This window comes from Oscillatoria nigro-viridis PCC 7112 (genome assembly GCF_000317475.1).
Taxonomy (GTDB): domain Bacteria; phylum Cyanobacteriota; class Cyanobacteriia; order Cyanobacteriales; family Microcoleaceae; genus Microcoleus; species Microcoleus nigroviridis.
In genome coordinates this window covers 4527003-4542736 of sequence record NC_019729.1, presented here as the reverse complement: position 1 = coordinate 4542736, position 15734 = coordinate 4527003, and the positions used below count along the sequence as shown (strand labels likewise).

At 44.9% G+C, this 15734-nt stretch carries 17 protein-coding genes; 6 read left to right on the top strand and 11 right to left on the bottom strand.

The window, feature by feature from the left end:
* Positions 1–27: 27 nt before the first annotated feature.
* From ilvA to OSC7112_RS19040, 3 genes are all read right to left on the bottom strand, one after another.
* Positions 28–1560 carry a threonine ammonia-lyase, biosynthetic gene (ilvA, locus tag OSC7112_RS19050; RefSeq protein WP_263053624.1) on the bottom strand — a complete coding sequence of 511 codons (1533 nt, stop codon included), beginning with the start codon at positions 1558–1560 and terminating at the stop codon, positions 28–30.
* 83 nt (positions 1561–1643) lie between these two features.
* Positions 1644–2705: an MAE_28990/MAE_18760 family HEPN-like nuclease gene (locus OSC7112_RS19045; RefSeq protein ID WP_015177428.1), complete on the bottom strand. Its 1062-nt coding sequence runs from the start codon at positions 2703–2705 to the stop codon at positions 1644–1646.
* 6 nt (positions 2706–2711) lie between these two features.
* Positions 2712–3884: a DUF262 domain-containing protein gene (locus OSC7112_RS19040; protein ID WP_015177427.1), complete on the bottom strand. Its 1173-nt coding sequence runs from the start codon at positions 3882–3884 to the stop codon at positions 2712–2714.
* Positions 3885–4190: 306 nt separating this feature from the next.
* On the opposite strand from OSC7112_RS19040, the gene OSC7112_RS19035 reads away from it, so the two are divergent.
* A complete protein-coding gene (locus OSC7112_RS19035) occupies positions 4191–4745 on the top strand; it encodes a GNAT family N-acetyltransferase (protein WP_015177426.1) in 555 nt (184 codons plus the stop codon).
* 91 nt (positions 4746–4836) lie between these two features.
* Here the strand turns inward: OSC7112_RS19035 and OSC7112_RS19030 are convergent, their stop codons facing one another.
* The 6 genes from OSC7112_RS19030 to OSC7112_RS19005 form a co-directional block, all read right to left on the bottom strand.
* Positions 4837–5406: an Alr1449 family protein gene (locus OSC7112_RS19030; RefSeq protein ID WP_015177425.1), complete on the bottom strand. Its 570-nt coding sequence runs from the start codon at positions 5404–5406 to the stop codon at positions 4837–4839.
* A 188-nt stretch (positions 5407–5594) separates the two neighbouring features.
* Positions 5595–6452, bottom strand: coding sequence for an HIT family protein (locus OSC7112_RS19025; RefSeq protein WP_015177424.1), 858 nt, complete (start codon positions 6450–6452; stop codon positions 5595–5597).
* Positions 6453–6480: 28 nt separating this feature from the next.
* Positions 6481–7086: a hypothetical protein gene (locus OSC7112_RS19020; protein ID WP_015177423.1), complete on the bottom strand. Its 606-nt coding sequence runs from the start codon at positions 7084–7086 to the stop codon at positions 6481–6483.
* A gap of 115 nt (positions 7087–7201) precedes the next feature.
* On the bottom strand, positions 7202–8833 hold the full coding sequence (locus OSC7112_RS19015) for an Hsp70 family protein (RefSeq protein ID WP_015177422.1): 1632 nt from the start codon (positions 8831–8833) through the stop codon (positions 7202–7204).
* A gap of 121 nt (positions 8834–8954) precedes the next feature.
* A complete protein-coding gene (locus OSC7112_RS19010; protein ID WP_015177421.1) occupies positions 8955–9737 on the bottom strand; it encodes a nucleotide exchange factor GrpE in 783 nt (260 codons plus the stop codon).
* 11 nt (positions 9738–9748) lie between these two features.
* Positions 9749–9961, bottom strand: coding sequence for a DUF2997 domain-containing protein (locus OSC7112_RS19005; RefSeq protein ID WP_015177420.1), 213 nt, complete (start codon positions 9959–9961; stop codon positions 9749–9751).
* 82 nt (positions 9962–10043) lie between these two features.
* On the opposite strand from OSC7112_RS19005, the gene OSC7112_RS19000 reads away from it, so the two are divergent.
* Together OSC7112_RS19000 and OSC7112_RS18995 are read left to right on the top strand one after the other, a co-directional pair.
* Positions 10044–11066 carry a threonine aldolase family protein gene (locus OSC7112_RS19000; protein WP_015177419.1) on the top strand — a complete coding sequence of 341 codons (1023 nt, stop codon included), beginning with the start codon at positions 10044–10046 and terminating at the stop codon, positions 11064–11066.
* 107 nt (positions 11067–11173) lie between these two features.
* Positions 11174–11461 carry a hypothetical protein gene (locus OSC7112_RS18995; protein WP_015177418.1) on the top strand — a complete coding sequence of 96 codons (288 nt, stop codon included), beginning with the start codon at positions 11174–11176 and terminating at the stop codon, positions 11459–11461.
* 317 nt (positions 11462–11778) lie between these two features.
* Here OSC7112_RS18995 and OSC7112_RS18985 read toward each other — a convergent pair whose 3' ends face one another.
* On the bottom strand, positions 11779–12177 hold the full coding sequence (locus tag OSC7112_RS18985) for a DUF4112 domain-containing protein (RefSeq protein ID WP_015177416.1): 399 nt from the start codon (positions 12175–12177) through the stop codon (positions 11779–11781).
* Between the two features lie 70 nt (positions 12178–12247).
* Positions 12248–12586 carry a winged helix-turn-helix transcriptional regulator gene (locus OSC7112_RS18980; RefSeq protein ID WP_015177415.1) on the bottom strand — a complete coding sequence of 113 codons (339 nt, stop codon included), beginning with the start codon at positions 12584–12586 and terminating at the stop codon, positions 12248–12250.
* A 222-nt stretch (positions 12587–12808) separates the two neighbouring features.
* Between OSC7112_RS18980 and OSC7112_RS18975 the strand changes: the two genes are divergently transcribed.
* The 3 genes from OSC7112_RS18975 to OSC7112_RS18965 all read left to right on the top strand — a co-directional run bounded on the left by OSC7112_RS18975 (position 12809) and on the right by OSC7112_RS18965 (position 15666).
* Positions 12809–13507: a pirin family protein gene (locus OSC7112_RS18975; protein ID WP_015177414.1), complete on the top strand. Its 699-nt coding sequence runs from the start codon at positions 12809–12811 to the stop codon at positions 13505–13507.
* A 147-nt stretch (positions 13508–13654) separates the two neighbouring features.
* Positions 13655–13861: a hypothetical protein gene (locus OSC7112_RS18970; RefSeq protein WP_015177413.1), complete on the top strand. Its 207-nt coding sequence runs from the start codon at positions 13655–13657 to the stop codon at positions 13859–13861.
* A gap of 161 nt (positions 13862–14022) precedes the next feature.
* Complete coding sequence (locus OSC7112_RS18965) at positions 14023–15666, top strand: WD40 domain-containing protein (protein WP_015177412.1); 1644 nt, start codon at positions 14023–14025, stop codon at positions 15664–15666.
* The last annotated feature ends 68 nt before the right edge of the window (positions 15667–15734 follow it).

Here is a 15734-nt window from a genome sequence, read left to right as displayed (position 1 = left end):
TAATTTGTTTCTAGACCACAAACCAAACTATCTTAAAAATAGCTTATACGCCGGATTCTGACTCTCATCCCCATACTGATAGCCCAGCGTATCCAAAAAAGCCTGCCATTCCTGCATCTCATCGGGCGGTACTTGAATTCCCACCACAATTCGCCCGTAATCTGCGCCGTTATTTCGATAGTGAAAAACGCTGATATTCCAGTTAGGGCTCATCGAACCGACAAACTGCATCAACGCACCGGGACGTTCGGGAAATTCAAAGCGATAAAACAATTCATGATTTGCCAGCATCGAACGCCCGCCCACCATATGCCGCACGTGCAGTTTCGTTAATTCATCATCAGTTAAATCCAAAGTCTTGAAGCCGCAATCTTCAAAACTTGCGGCTATCTTCACCGCATCGGCACGGTTTTGAATTTGTACACCGATAAAAATATGTGCCTCTTTCTCATCCGCAATTCGATAGCTAAATTCAGTTAAATTGCGTTTGCCCAGACATTCGCAAAACCTGCGGAGACTTCCCGGTTGTTCGGGAATTGTGACTGCAAAAATGGCTTCGCGGCGTTCGCCAAACTCGGCTCTTTCTGCTACAAAACGCAGCCGATCGAAATTCATGTTCGCGCCGCAAGCAACAGCAATTAATGTTTGTCCAGCGATTTGTTCCCGTTCCACGTAAGCTTTCGCACCTGCGATCGCCAAAGCGCCAGCAGGTTCTAAGATCGATCGCGTATCTTCAAAAACATCCTTAATCGCGGCGCAAACATCATCCGTATGCACCAAAATAATCTCATCCACATACTCCTGACACAGCCGAAAAGTTTCCTCCCCCACTTCCCGCACAGCAACGCCGTCAGCAAATAAACCCACCTGCGACAAACGCACCCGTTTACCCGCTTTCAGCGATTGATTCATTGCATCGGAATCCACCGGTTCGACGCCAATAATCTTTATTTCCGGCCGCAACCGCTTGACATAGGCCCCAATTCCCGAAATCAATCCGCCGCCGCCAATTGCCACAAAAATCGCGTGAATTGGTTTTTGATGTTGCCGCAGAATTTCCATGCCGATCGTACCCTGTCCCGCAATTACGTGCGGGTCATCAAAAGGGTGAATAAAAGTTAAACCTTTTTGGGCCTCTAATTGGCGCGCAAAGGCGTAGGCATCGTCGTAGGTATCCCCGTGCAAAACTACCTCTCCGCCCCGGGATATCACCGCATTTACCTTCACCTGCGGCGTCGTTACGGGCATGACGATAATCGCGCGAGTTCCCAGGTGGCGGGCGGCGAGGGCGACTCCTTGGGCGTGGTTCCCAGCGGAAGCTGCAATGACACCTTGTGCTAGCAAATCCGGCGACAGTTGCGCCATTTTGTTGTACGCACCCCGCAGTTTGAAGGAAAACACCGACTGCATATCCTCTCGCTTTAGCAAAAGTTTATTGTTGAGCCGTGCTGATAGATTCGGGGCGGATTCTAGGGCTGTTTCTTGAGCAACATCGTAGACGCGGGCGGTGAGGATTTGTACTAGGTAATCGCAAAGCATGGGGTTAGCAGGTTGGTTGATGCCGGATGGTGGGATAATTGTACGGCACTTGTGTTAGTATTTTGCGGGGAATTGGCGATCGCAGTTCGCAGTTAACGAAAGATTCAGTCAACTGGGTTTGATTTAGTTACATAAATAGTCAATCCTATTCTGGCATCCCGATCGAACTTTAACCCTACTTCTGCTTCCGAGGTTATTTCCACATGATTGTGGGAAATATCATTAAGCTGAATGCTCTCAATTTTAGCAGAGTAGCAGTACGACAATTCATCATTAACTAAAACAAGAAAAACACCTTCTCCTACAGTTAATGTAACTTCCTTAACTTTGGCTACCCCTGCTTGTGGCTTTTTGAACCATTCTGTAATTTTGCCAATTTCGCTTACCAGCCCTCGATCGATTTGGCGTAAAATTATATTGTAGGTCACTAAATCGGCAAGAGATTTACATAAAGCCTCAACAAAATCAGCTAAATCCAACAGTTCTTGAATTCCTAATATCTCGTCTGCAGAGCCGTGTGCTGCTTTATTTCGATAGTCAACCAGTTGTTTTAGTTCTCCTTCAGCAGAGTTTTGACTGCCGCGAACTTCCTCGACAAAATATTTAACTTCTTTGTGGTTAATTATCCATTTCCATGCCTCATCAATTCCCGCATTTTTCAAAACTGTTTCTAGCACTTCCTTCCGTAAATTTTGCTCGTGCAATAGAAAGGCTTCAGGAAGTAGCTCGTATTTTCCAGCATCAGTAATCCCGCAGGATAATCCTTGCACTACTTGCTCAACTGAAAGGTGTTGAAACCTATTTTTTTTGAGGTCAATCAATAAACGTCCTATACCCTCTCGATGGGTATTCTGAATTTTTTCTCCTAAGTCTGAATAGCGTGGCACCAAATCCGGCATCAGTCGCAGCCAATCCGAAATTAAATCCTCAACAAAGCGCTCGTAAATAGCATACAATCTGGTTACTACGGCACAGCGATCGTAAATTCGCCATTCTGGTTTGCTAGAGATTACTTCTATTAATGCGGCAAATTCAGGATTTTCTTTCAACTGTTTTATATCTGAACTGTCTTGAAATACGATTTTTCTAAGTCGATCGTTAATCTTTATCATCGAACGGACAGTAGAAATTTTAAGACAGACTGTCTTGAGAAGCTCGTCAAACATCGCAAGTTACTCTCCGATAACTTGCAAAAGCATTTCGTCAAATATCCTGATTCGATCCTGAATCTCTGCCTTGGTTTTTCCACCTCCTGTGAGAAGACTAGATTCAGGTTTTTTAAAGAGGTTCTTTGTCTCTTCAATAATTCGGTTTTTTAGAGCAATTAATCTTTTTTCATATTGCAAGTGCCTGCTTAAACCAACCATAATTGCATCATAATATGCTTTCAAACTTTTGTTTGACCAAGTTTGAGTTTTCTGGTCAAATGGTTTGAATAAATGCTCTCCGTAAATTAGGTGAGCTATTGTGATAGTTTTGAGAAAAATAGATTCCAAGTACTTGATTTCTTCTTCATCAAAATTTAAACTTCTCATCATGTACAAATCTAAAAATCCTTCCATTCCCCGCTGGAACTTATCGACATTTCTGAGAGCAAAAAAACGCAGAACTAACTCAGCATCTTCCATTTTTTTATAAAGGGTATTTTGCTCTAATTTGGGGCTGTTATCGTCTGTCGGAATTCCCCAAGCCTCAGCAAATATAGGATGGCGCGATAATTTTAGTAACAGTTCATTGAACTTTCCATAATACAAACAGTTTCGCACTTCCTGCTGACTTAAATCTACGCCTCCAGTGTTAAGGCGCTCGAAGGTTTTTTGTTTTAAGAATAGAGCCTCTTCAGGATCGGAAGTTGATTCGGCAATAATTACGGTAGATGATATAGAACGACGGTCGATACCCGCTCTAATTTTTTGAGGAAGTTGATTATAGGTACGTCCATTTAATTCAGGCCAGAGTTCAAGCCCTGTTAATGAAAGCTTGTTTTCATAAAAATCCTGAATCGCAGTAATTCTTTGTTGACCATCCATAACCTCATATGAATAGTATTCTTTTTCGTATAAAATTATTGACGGAACGGGAATATTGATCAGAAATGATTCGATTAATTGGGATTGCATCTTGGGAGTCCAACGCGATCTTCTTTGGTAAAATGGTCGCACTTCCATATAACCCGGATTCTTTAATGCCTGGACAAAGCTCGGAAGCTTTTCACGGTTGATTTCAGTAAGAATTCTATTCTCTCTTAACTCGTACTTATCGTTTATTTCACTATCGGATATTTTAGTGCGAGTTTTTGTTGGCGAACTCTCCCACATTTTTTCTTCAAATGGTGCGATCTGCATTTCCGTAGTCTCCCTAAGCACAACTTGTTAATAATTATAGCATTGTCAGTATGAGCCGATCCACTCAAATCGAGCAAACTGGCGATCGCAAATTATCCCTGCAGAAGATCGATCGCCCTTACCCGATCGCAAAATCCGATTTTATGGCAAAATTAGCCTAGACTGAAATATGAAAGCTAGCGATCGGGCAAGCTGTAGCGAATGTTGCCCTCGTGAGTCCTGACTTCGTTTTTGCCGTTTACCCCGGTTATAAAACCCGGTGTGTGAGCGTATTAGTCCGTAATCCTTGATTTAGTATGTAAATTCATGAACGTACAAATTACAGATTTGCGTGCGGTTGACGAGCCAAAAATTCAACAGGTAGCTAAATTAATAGTTGAAGGTTTTAAAGAGCATTGGCCCGATGCTTGGCCCGATCTAAAATCTGCTTTGCAAGAAGTGCAAGAATCTTTGGCAGCCGATCGCATCAGTCGAATTGCAGTCGCCGACAGCAATCAAGTTTTGGGATGGATTGGCGGGATTAAACAGTATGACGGTAATGTTTGGGAACTGCACCCGCTGGTAGTGAAAACAGAATTTCGCGGACAAGGAATTGGTCGATCGCTCGTAGCAGATTTAGCAGCAGAAGCTAAAAACCGGGGAGGGATCGTGCTGTGGGTGGGCACCGACGACGAAGACAATCAAACCACTCTTTCAGGCATCAATCTTTATCCTAACGTTTGGGAACACGTCGCCAAAATTAGAAATTTGCGCGGTCATCCCTACGAATTTTATCAAAAAATGGGTTTTGCGATCGTGGGAGTGATGCCCGACGCGAACGGAATTGGCAAGCCAGATATTTTCATGGCAAAGCGGTTGTAAAGTTTAATGTTGGTTCTAAATTTACTGACTGTTGGCTTGCCAATCCAACACTTAGCAAAATTAGTGGTTGAACGTTTCCCAGAAAATCGGTCTAGTCTGGACGTGCGAACCCCGTTCGAGGGTCGCTAATAAACAAACCCAGAACTAACGAATCCATCACCGTATCCCAGACAGGAGTCAAACGTTCAGCATCGTCAACCCAATAGTCAAAAGTAATCAAACACTGAACATTAGAACCCAGTCCGATACAGATTCGCGAATAAGCTTCCCGCTGTTCTGGAGGGTCGATAAACTTAAATTCAGTCCAAACAACGCGGGCAGTTTGCCGCTTCAATTGGATAATTTCCCCAAAAGCGATCGGATTTCGCGTATCATCTTCAACCACCTTCTGTAATAGCGGCACCAGCGGAAAATCTGCCCAGTTATTAGGTGGTAGCAAATTAAACGAAACCTCCAAACGACAATCATCATCCGGCGGCTTTTTATCCGTAAATCGGAACGAGTTAGTATCCGGTTCAAAATGCCAATCTTCCGGGACATCAAAGCGGACTGCACCTCTTCCTGCTACAAAAATTCGAGTTCCAGGCTTTGACTTCCAATTGTGGTTTTCTTTAAGCTCTAGGGTTTCCTTGAGCCATTCTTGCTTTTTGCGCTTAGACATAAACAGAACACCAAATTGTTGCTAATGTGTAGTTTTAGACCTTGCAAACACATTTTAACTCTATTTTGCTCGCCGTTTGCTCAAATATAACAATCCTTACAAAAATTATGAATTCCTCTCTTCTCTATTCCTCTGTGTTCTCTGCGCCTCTGCGGTAAAAAATAATTCCTTTCACAATTGGCTAACTTTTATTTTTCACTCTTGGGAATCACATACCTAATTCCGCCTTTATTCCCCGCCGCATCCCTCTTGTAACGGGGGATAACATGAATAGCCGCGTGACTGCGACTTTGACCGGCCTGTTTATTAATATTGAGACCCACATTAAACCCGTCCGGCTGAAATTCTTTACTTAACATCTCTTGTACCTTATTAGCCATAAACCAGCAAGCCGATTGCTCTCGAAACGGCAGTTCAAAATAATTGGCAACGTGACGCTTGGGGATAATTAAAACATGACCTTTGCTGGCGGGATAACCGTCAAACATCGCATAAGCTGTTGCTGATTCAGTTAGCAAAATTAGGTTTTTATACGGATTGCAGAATATGCAGTTATTAGTTGAATTTCTTTGATGGTTGTAATGCACGTATTTGTAAATTTCGCAATACTCATCTAGGTGAACTGGCTTAAATGGCAGTTTGACAATGCACTGATATGTAGGTTTTTTGTGGACATAATGTTCTCGAAAGCCTTCTTTTTTGATATCCCTTCTCACCGCAAAATACGCATTCCCTCCCGGTTTCAACAGGTGCGACACTTCCATCAAAACATTAGCTTGTTCTTCAGGAAACAAAACATTCAAAACATAAAAGCAAATGATGGTGTCGAATTTATCTTCGGGGAATTGCGGGAAATAATAAGGGTCGTAGCCCGCAATATTCAAGCCTTTTTGCTGCAACAATCTAACATCGCTGCCGAAACCGCACCCAAAATCTAAGACTTTCCCTTGCAGCAAGTTTTTATCCAATAAAAATCTTGCCGGAAATGACAGGGAAATTCTTTCAATTGCCGTCAGGTGGCTGAATTTATTTTGTTGTTTTTTCATGGCATAAATTTGATGGCAATCGTTGTTTTTAGTCTTTGCGTAAAGGTTTTGTTAAAATTCCGAGAATTTTGTCAACTTCGTTAATATAATAATCGTTCAAGTCAATAAAAGCTGTTTGATTTACCAATTTGAGAAACTTCCAAGCATTGCCCGTGGTAACACCTCCGTAAATCGCCTCAATTTCATCATTTTGCTGTTGATTGAATCGCTGGGCTCCCAACATTTCAGCAATACACTGTCCTAATCCGTTTTTGATGTTTTCATTTTTGGCTTCTACTAAGGTGACAACTGGCGTTCGGATTTCGTACAAATCGCTGGATGCGGTGAGGATATAATCGCAGTACCCGTTAAGTCCACTTTCGGGATCTGCATTAAATTCAGTGCCGGAGAAAAAGCCGATTTGGAAGTTTAAAATGCGCCGTGCTTCTAATAATACGGGAGCAATAATTAACTCCGAGCGAGCTTTTTCAGTATTGATAGCATTAGCGAGAGGGATATATTCTGCTAGGGTTGTTTTGAGATATTCGCTAGGTGCAATTGATTCTACATCTGCAAACAAAACTGTTTTTTCATTAACAGTGAGGTTAAATGCTGCACGCACTTTTGTAATCGTAGTAAAATCGCTGTATGCCATTTTTAAAATCCTTCTTTATTCTTTAGTCCCCTTCTGCTGGGACAAAAGTTTGTGTAGTGGCGATTTCAATCGTCGAGTCTGATCTTAGTGAAAAAACTTACTCAAAATTTTATCACTATTGCAGTTTGGCGATCGCCCCTTTTTCCACCAACACCTTACCAGTCACCAAATCCCGCACCGTCGCCAACAAAACCCGCCTCTCATCCACCTCAAAACTCACCGAAACCCTGTCAATGCCCAATACCCCGGGCGGATTCAAATGCGCTACGCAAACCTGCTGGTGGTGGCTTTCCAGAGAGCGAAAATCCGTCTGTTTGTTGAGCCAACTGCTCGTCATTTGCCCTTTTTCGTTAAAAATAACCTCCGCTTGCGATACCTCCGCAACTTCCCCAATATCTAACCGAATTTCCCTTTGCCCTTCAATTGCCACTTGCAGCGTCAACTCTTCGGAACTTTGACAGGGATACTTCATTTCCTTGCTAAATATCGGCGAATAAGCATAAGCTTTAGCGTAAGGTTCCCAGAGGCGAATTGCATAGCTGTGGCGCAAATAATCCTCAACACTCGCTAATTGTGTCAGCGCTAAAGCACCGTGCGCCACAGCTTCAAACGGCTTATCTGTTTGGACTTTTTGCCGCCCAAAATACGACACCACTAAATTAGATACAGCCGGAATTATAGAAGTTCCTCCTACCAGCAAAACCTGTTCTATATCTCCTTTGCCGATACCTTTTCCCATTGCAATGCTCAGCACTTCATCTAAAGCTTGTCGCAACTGTTCTAACAACTGCCGAGATTCCAGAATTTTCTCAAGTTTCTCTCGGTTTAGCTGCAAGTCGTAAGACATAAAATTTTCATCGTCAAACCAACTTTCCTTCGCTTCATTAACTTGAGAAAGTTGAATTTTTAATTTTTCCGCTATTTCTAATAAATTTTGCCAGCCCACTGGGCCGACTTCTGCCCGCGACGAACCAATTTGCCGCAAATAATCTTCGACAATCCAGATGTCAATATCTTCGCCGCCTACATAAGCATCGGATTTTGCCAACACTTCGGCACGCACCCCCCCCAGCCCCCCCTTGTCAAGGGGGGGAGCGAGATTTCTCCCCCCCTTGGTAAGGGGAGGTAAGGGGGGGGTTACAGCAGTACGGACTAAACTTAAATCTAAAGTTCCGCCGCCAAAATCAACTACTAAAACTAGAGATCCGGGGCGTTTTACTGCATATCCCAGGGCGGCGGCTGTGGATTCATCTATTACCTGAACTTCCGCAACTCCCAAATTTTCTCCTAAGTCGCGAAACCAATCTAGATATCGCTCAAATGCTCCGACTGGGACTGTGAAAATTACTTTTTCTGGCTGTATATTTTGTAAATATAATTGTTTCCAAATAGTTTTGATAAACTGTTCTGCTACTGATTCTGCTGTGTAGGTTTCGCCGTCGATATTGCGGGGTGGCGGCTGAAAGTCGGCAGCTAAATTGCGTTTAAAAGCTTTGAAAAAACGGTCGGGCTGGGATTGCCCCAAACGCTGCGATCGCACTTTTTCTCCCAATATCAACTCTCCGGCATTTTTCACAAAAACTAAAGTCGGCACTACAGATATTTCTCGAACATCTCCGCTCAAATTCTTCGTTTTAAAAATGCGGGACATCTCGCCCAATCTCAAAGTTTCTGGTGTTTGCGTATCCGGGTTGAGAATGCAGACAACCGTGTTGCTGGTGCCGAAGTCAATGGCAACTGTAGTCATGGTGATTTTAGATTTTAGATTTTAGATTTTATTTTTCATGCGGCCCAGAGTGGTGCAGCTAACTTTACTTTATATGACTTACGAATCTACTCTATTTTTAGGGTCGCATTGCGCCCCTTACTTAATTTTTTATGCCGCCTGGAAGGGTGCGGCTAACTTTAGCAGGAACAAGAATTCGCTCTCCCTCCCGATAGCCGACAAACCGAATATAAACTAATTCTCCTTCGGTTATATCCTCAACATCCGGCTGGTGCAACTGCGGATTGTAAGTCACTTGTTCCCAAGTTGAACCAATAGTTTCAAAAGCCCAACTTGACAAGAGATTTTCTAAGGGAGTAAACAAAGCTGAGAGATTTTTGGCTGGCATATCCGGCTTGGCTTCTGCCATTTTGCGGGCGGCGGGATAGTTAGTCAACAAAGTTTGTAACTGTTCAAAGGTAGCGCGGCGAAAATCGGCAGTTAGTTGAGCTTTTTGCTGCTGCAGTTCTTCTCGCAGCCGGAAACACTGTTGCCTCAATTCTTCTATTTCGCTGGCATTAGTTGTGATTGTAGCCGATATAGGCAGCGCGCTCAAAGTGCGATCGAACTCTTGAAAATTCAAATTCAGCACTGTTGCCAGCCGCCTCAGTTGGTCTAGCGTGAGTTTTCCCACGTCTCCCTGCCGCACTAAGCGCACCCCAAAGCGACTTAAGCCTGCTTTTTCGCCTAAGTCTTGCCAATCGAGAATGTCTAGCTGATTCATGCGTTCCCGCAGAATTGTATCGTACTTAAACTCGATCGCATCTCCCGCCTCAGATGCAGCATAAACGTAGACTAAAATTAGAAAAATGCCCCCGACAGCCAGCGCGAAGCTGAAGGCAGGCACTGTTGTTACATCAACTGTTGCACCCAGGAGATCAAACATCTTTAACTCTTCTAAACTTGTTTTAAAGTCTGCGTTTGTTCAACGATCAAATTTTCTTCCCCTTCGTAGTATTCTGGCAGCAAGTCTTGAGATTCTACTTTTCCGAGGGCTTTTTCAATTCCGGCGGTGGTTTCGGTGCAACTCGAACCGGTGGCGTTGAGGACGGTTTCGGTAATTTTGCCGTCTTTGCCGATGCGGTATTCTATTTGGCGGTACTCTGCCATAAGTCTGCCTCTTGGTTTAATGCTTGAGTGTTGACTGTTGAGTGTTGAGTTATATTATAGATTCTATTTACCAATTATTCTAATGAATTTTTGTAGCGACAATGCAACCGGGGTTTCGCCGGAGATTATGGCGGCGATTGCAGCAGCTAATTGCGGTGCTGTGATGTCTTACGGAGATGATGAATATACACAGCGTTTGCAAGTTAAATTTTCGGATTTGTTCGAGACATCGGTGACTGTTTTCCCTGTAGCAACTGGTTCGGCTGCTAATTCTCTAGCCCTTGCGGTTGTCACTCCTCCTTACGGGGCTGTTTACTGTCACGCCGAATCTCATATTAATCTGGATGAATGCGGCGCGCCGGAGTTTTTTACAGGCGGTGCAAAGTTAGTGACATTAACAGGAAATCACGGTAAAATAGAGCCAGAGACTTTAGGAAAAATACTCGATCGCGCTGGTGCAGGTGTCGTCCATCACGTACAGCCCGCAGCCCTCAGCATCACTCAAGCAACGGAAGCCGGAACTGTCTACAATCCAGCGGAAATTTCCCACATTTCGGAAGTGGTTCGCGCTCATAATTTGCACCTGCACATGGATGGAGCCCGCTTTGCCAATGCTGTCGCCAGTCTTGGCTGTTCTCCTGCGGATGTTACCTGGCGCGCTGGTGTGGATATTCTATCCTTTGGAGCGACAAAAAACGGCGCGATGGGTGCAGAAGCTGTGGTTTTTTTTGATCGAGAATTAGCAAAGACTTTCCCTTTTTACCGCAAGCGCAGCGGGCATCTTTTCTCGAAAATGCGGTTCTTGTCGGCGCAGTTGGAAGCGTATATAACGAATGATTTGTGGCTAAAAAATGCGGCTCATGCAAATAATATGGCAGCCAAATTAGCCGCAGGTTTGGCGGGAGTTGAGGGAGCGAAGTTTTGCCATCGGGTTGAAGCAAACGAGATTTTCATGCAGATTCCAGAATCGGTAATTGCAGCGGTTTTAGCTGAGGGTTTTCAGTTTTATCGGTGGGATGAATGTACTGTTAGACTGGTAACGGCTTTTAATACTAAAGAAGAAGATGTTATTGCTTTGGTGGAAGCTGTTAAACGCCATCAGTAATTATTTCGTAGGGGCGGGTTTTACCAATAATACCGGCCAGCTACGAACAATCTAAGAAACCCGCCCCCACCTAACAAATAATCCACATCAACCTTGATTTATATTAAATGCCAAAAATAGGCGCGGGGATTTCTCGTTTGGTGGGGGCGGGTTTGAGAGACTGTTGGTTATTTACAATTATTGTTGGTGAAACCCGCCCCTACATTTTAAATGCCAAAATAGGCGCGGCGATTTCTCGTTTGGTGGGGGCGGGTTTGAGAGACTGTTGGTTATTTACAATTATTGTTGGTGAAACCCGCCCCTACATTTTAAATGCCAAAAATAGGCGCGGAGATTTCTCGTTTGCTGGGGGCGGGTTTGAGAGACTGTTGGTTATTTACAATTATTGTTGGTGAAACCCGCCCCTACATTTTAAATGCCAAAAATAGGTGCGGAGATTTCTCGTTTGGTGGGGGCGGGTTTGAGAGACTGTGTGTTATTTACAATTATTGTTGGTGAAACCCGCCCCTACATTTTAAATGCCAAAAATAGGCGCGGGGATTTCTCGTTTGGTGGGGGCGGGTTTGAGAGACTGTGTGTTATTTACAATTATTGTTGGTGAAACCCGCCCCTACATTTTAAATGCCAAAAATAGGCGCGGGGATTTCTCGTTTGGTGGGGGCGGGCTTGAGAGATTGTTGGTTATTTACAATTATTGTTGGTGAAACCCGCCCTAGATTTTAATAGGTTCAGGAATAGGTTCTGCAACTGCGGCTAGTTCGGGTTCAACTGCTTCGAGGTGTGCTTCTAAAAGCGCCAGATTTCTCATGTTGGATTTATAAAAGGCATCGAAGATATCTCCGACTAAAGGTACTGATCCCACAACTGCTTCTAGACCGATATTGTAAATCATTTTCCCTAGAGTCTTTTGGGGGATGTTGAATCGAGTTGCTAAATAAATTAGGTAGGCGGAAAATGCGGTATCTACGATATCCCCAGCACCCGGAACTAAACCGATAATGGGGTCTAAACCAATGCGAAATTTAGTGCCGGGGATGCCAATGGCGGTATCCATCAGGCGGCTGAGTTTGCGGATGCGGTTGAGGGTGGCGAGACGCTCTATGTTGTTCATATTATGATTCTTGAACTAGCTTGAAAATTTGAAATCTGTCGGAAGACGGAAAAAACCATCTAGAAACCGCTCATTTTCCATCTTCGCTAATATGCTGAATTCCCCATTCGTGCATGGCATTAATAATCGGTTTGAGACTTTCGCCCAAAGGGGTTAGCGAATATTCAACTTTTGGCGGCACTTGCAGGTAAATTTCCCGGTGCACGATCCCGTCTGATTCCATTTCCCGCAGTTGCTGCGTCAGCATCTTCTGAGTAATGCCGTTGACAGCTCGTTGCAGCTCGTTAAAGCGCTTCACTCCTGGAAACAACTCCCGCAGAATCAAGACTTTCCAGCGCCCGCCAATCACCTCTAGAGTGCGTTCTACAGGGCAATTTGCCCGATCGACCTTTACTTCTTGGACTTGCATAGTATATTTTTGGTAACTACCCTACTTTTAAGTGCGTACTTCCCATAATAGCTTGACTGGGTTTAAAGTAGAAATATCTCAGAAACACCCAATAAATTTCACTGATACCAGTTCCCCAAAAAAATGGAACTGTAGGCTTGTACTCTAAACCACGAGCTTCATCAGTCCTTCCCAATCTAAAATCGCAAATCTAAAATCTAAAATCGGATGAGGATTCAAAGAATGATTACCGTCAGAAAAAGTGAAGCAAGAGGACACGCTAATCACGGTTGGCTAGACAGTTACCACACATTTTCTTTTGCCGGCTATTACGATCCAAATTATATGAATTTTCGCTCTTTGCGGGTAATTAATGAGGATTTCGTTAGCCCCGGCAGAGGTTTCGGCACTCACGGCCACAGCGACATGGAAATCATTACTTATGTATTAGAAGGAGCATTAGAACACAAGGACAGTTTGGGTACCGGTGCAGTGATTAAACCCGGTGAAGTGCAGCGGATGACTGCGGGTACAGGTATCCAGCACAGCGAGTTCAATAACTCGCAAACAGACCCGGTTCATTTGCTGCAAATCTGGCTGTTACCCGATACAAAAGGCTTGCAGCCGAGTTACGAGCAGCGGGAGTTTCCAGTGGAAGAAAGGCGCGGAAAACTGCGGTTAGTGGCGGCGCGAGATGCGAGAGATGGTGCTGTAAAAGTGCATCAAGATGTGGATTTGTATGCGACTGTTTTGGATAAAGAATCGCGGGTTTCTCATGCTTTGCAGCCGAATCGCCATGCTTGGGTACAAGTTGCTCGCGGCTCGGTTTTGCTCAACGGTTTGACTTTGAAAAATGGCGACGCTGCGGCGGTTAGCGGTGAGTCTGAATTGGTGATTGAAGCTACGGAAGATGCTGAATTTTTGCTGTTTGATTTGGCATAAAATTGGGCATCCTACATACTAAGTAAGGTGCCAAATCCGCACCTTACTTAGGGTGGGTTACTACTTAGGAAATAAGTAAATAGGAGGAAGAAACTAACTTTTATTTTTGGTATTTCTGGTAAGGGTAATTGTTTAGGATAAATTTTTATGGAACACCAGCCGATCGCCAGAAAGCATCTTATTTGGATCCCGATCACTGGTTTAGCAGTCGGCGCGATCGCGGGCGCACCCCTCGGCTGGATGGCTAATGGGTATTATTCCGAGCAGCGTTTGGCTCAAATTCTGATTTGCCGAGAAAAAAATAGAGATCGGCCAGTCGCGATTGTTGAGGCTAGGTGCGGTTCCCGATTCTAAATTTTTCTGCTAGCCAGAGGGCTGTGTCAGATATTTTTAGGCTTGTGCGAATGTCGAAAGTTCGATCGCGCAGGCGTTTTCGCGTTGTCAACGGTCAATATGCCACAAACCGGATAACTTTTCCGTCAGTTGATATTTGGGTATGTTAAATTGACACAATAATGAATTACAGCAGAACAATTCCGGCTATTTTGAGTGCTGCGATCGCCCTGAGTTCGATCGCCCTCATCCCACTCACATCACCTCAAATTGCCCTCGCATTAACCGCCGACAAAGTTAAAACCGTTGCCCAACAAATTACTGTTCGCATCCAGGGGCCAAAAGGCGGTTCGGGAGTAATTTTAGAGAAGCGGGGCAGCACATACTATATTCTCACAAACTGGCACGTTGTCGATAAAGCCGGCGATTACGAGGTTGTAACTCCCGACGGCCAAGCTCACTCTGTATCATACAGCCTCGTGCGGCGAATGCCCGGTGCGGATTTGGCGATCGTGCCCTTCAGCAGCACTCAAAGCTACCCCCTGGCTCAATTAGCCAATTCCGCAGCAACTAAGGGAAACAAGGCTTATGTGGCCGGCTGGCCGATATCCGGCGGTTCTCTGAGACAGCCGATTTTCCTCGCTACGGAAGGTCAGCTTACCGGCCGCCAAACTGCTTGGAACGGCTATACTTTGGTATACAACAACTTAGTGAGAGCGGGCATGAGCGGCGGCCCAGTGCTCGACGATGCAGGGCGAGTTGTCGCAATTAACGGCATTGTCAGGTTAGAGGACAATTCCGATAAAATCGTGGCGGCGGGAATAGAAATCAATACTTTCATGAAATGGCGATCGACTATTTCGCTGCCAGTAGTTCCCCAATCTCCTACTGCCGGAAACCCGAAAACTCCGGCGAATAATGCGCCCCGCACGCCCGCAAGTGCGATCGCCTTTGCTGCCACAAATACCCTCAAAGGGCCTTCGGAAGTTGTCAGTTCCCTTGCCCTTGCTTCAACTTATTTTACCACAGGAAATAGCAACGGCACAATCTCTGTTTGGAATTTTCCCAGCGGGCAATTAAAAACTACCCTGCAAGGACACACGGAAGCCGTAAACGCACTGGCTGCGAGTGCGGATGGCAAGGTGTTAGCTAGCGGCAGCGACGACAAAACTGTGAAACTTTGGAATTTAGAAACGGGCGCGGTTGTACGCACTTTAAGCGGGCATTCCAATGCAGTTTCGAGCGTTGCCGTCAGTCCCGACGGTCAATTTGTAGCCAGCGGCAGTTGGGACAAAACGATTAAGATTTGGAACCCGAAAACGGGGGAGTTGCTGCGGACTTTGACCGGGCACTCTGGGTTGGTGAATGCTGTTGCAATTAGTCCCGATAGCAAAACTTTAGTTAGCGGCAGCAAAGACGGTTCAATTAGGTTGTGGAATTTAGCTAGCGGTCAAGCAATTCGCACGATTAGCGGCAAAAACTTGTCTGTTTTGTCGCTAGCTTTTACTCCCGACGGCAAAAGTTTAGCGGCGGGAAACAGCAATGGCACTGTTGGGTTGTGGAATGCCGGAAACGGGCAGTTAATTCGGCGTTTAAGCGGGCATACCGACGGGGTTTGGTCGGTGGCATTCAGTCGGGATGGCACTACGCTGGTTACTGGGAGTTGGGATAAGAGTGTGAGACTTTGGGATGTGCGATCGGGCGATTTGAGAGGTACTTTGAGCGGTCATTCTGGCTATGTTAGTGCTGTGGCGATTAGCAGCGATGGGAAGACTATTGTTAGTGCGGGTTGGTTGGGGGAAATTAAGATTTGGAAACGGAGTTGAGATTTTTTTGATTTAACCGCAGAGGGCGCAGAGGGCGCAGAGGAAGAGTAGAGAGAACAGGGTTTGCA

Coding starts and splice junctions, on each gene's coding strand:
- OSC7112_RS19010 (WP_015177421.1), bottom strand. CDS start 9,737: ATGTTTGATCTCCTGGGTGCAACAGTTGATGTAACAACAGTGCCTGCC.
- OSC7112_RS18980 (WP_015177415.1), bottom strand. CDS start 12,586: ATGCAAGTCCAAGAAGTAAAGGTCGATCGGGCAAATTGCCCTGTAGAA.
- OSC7112_RS19020 (WP_015177423.1), bottom strand. CDS start 7,086: ATGGCATACAGCGATTTTACTACGATTACAAAAGTGCGTGCAGCATTT.
- OSC7112_RS19030 (WP_015177425.1), bottom strand. CDS start 5,406: ATGTCTAAGCGCAAAAAGCAAGAATGGCTCAAGGAAACCCTAGAGCTT.
- OSC7112_RS18970 (WP_015177413.1), top strand. CDS start 13,655: ATGGAACACCAGCCGATCGCCAGAAAGCATCTTATTTGGATCCCGATC.
- OSC7112_RS18975 (WP_015177414.1), top strand. CDS start 12,809: ATGATTACCGTCAGAAAAAGTGAAGCAAGAGGACACGCTAATCACGGT.
- OSC7112_RS19035 (WP_015177426.1), top strand. CDS start 4,191: ATGAACGTACAAATTACAGATTTGCGTGCGGTTGACGAGCCAAAAATT.
- OSC7112_RS19000 (WP_015177419.1), top strand. CDS start 10,044: ATGAATTTTTGTAGCGACAATGCAACCGGGGTTTCGCCGGAGATTATG.
- OSC7112_RS19015 (WP_015177422.1), bottom strand. CDS start 8,833: ATGACTACAGTTGCCATTGACTTCGGCACCAGCAACACGGTTGTCTGC.
- OSC7112_RS18965 (WP_015177412.1), top strand. CDS start 14,023: ATGAATTACAGCAGAACAATTCCGGCTATTTTGAGTGCTGCGATCGCC.
- OSC7112_RS19005 (WP_015177420.1), bottom strand. CDS start 9,961: ATGGCAGAGTACCGCCAAATAGAATACCGCATCGGCAAAGACGGCAAA.
- OSC7112_RS18995 (WP_015177418.1), top strand. CDS start 11,174: ATGCCAAAAATAGGCGCGGGGATTTCTCGTTTGGTGGGGGCGGGTTTG.
- OSC7112_RS19045 (WP_015177428.1), bottom strand. CDS start 2,705: ATGTTTGACGAGCTTCTCAAGACAGTCTGTCTTAAAATTTCTACTGTC.
- OSC7112_RS19040 (WP_015177427.1), bottom strand. CDS start 3,884: ATGCAGATCGCACCATTTGAAGAAAAAATGTGGGAGAGTTCGCCAACA.
- OSC7112_RS19025 (WP_015177424.1), bottom strand. CDS start 6,452: ATGAAAAAACAACAAAATAAATTCAGCCACCTGACGGCAATTGAAAGA.
- OSC7112_RS18985 (WP_015177416.1), bottom strand. CDS start 12,177: ATGAACAACATAGAGCGTCTCGCCACCCTCAACCGCATCCGCAAACTC.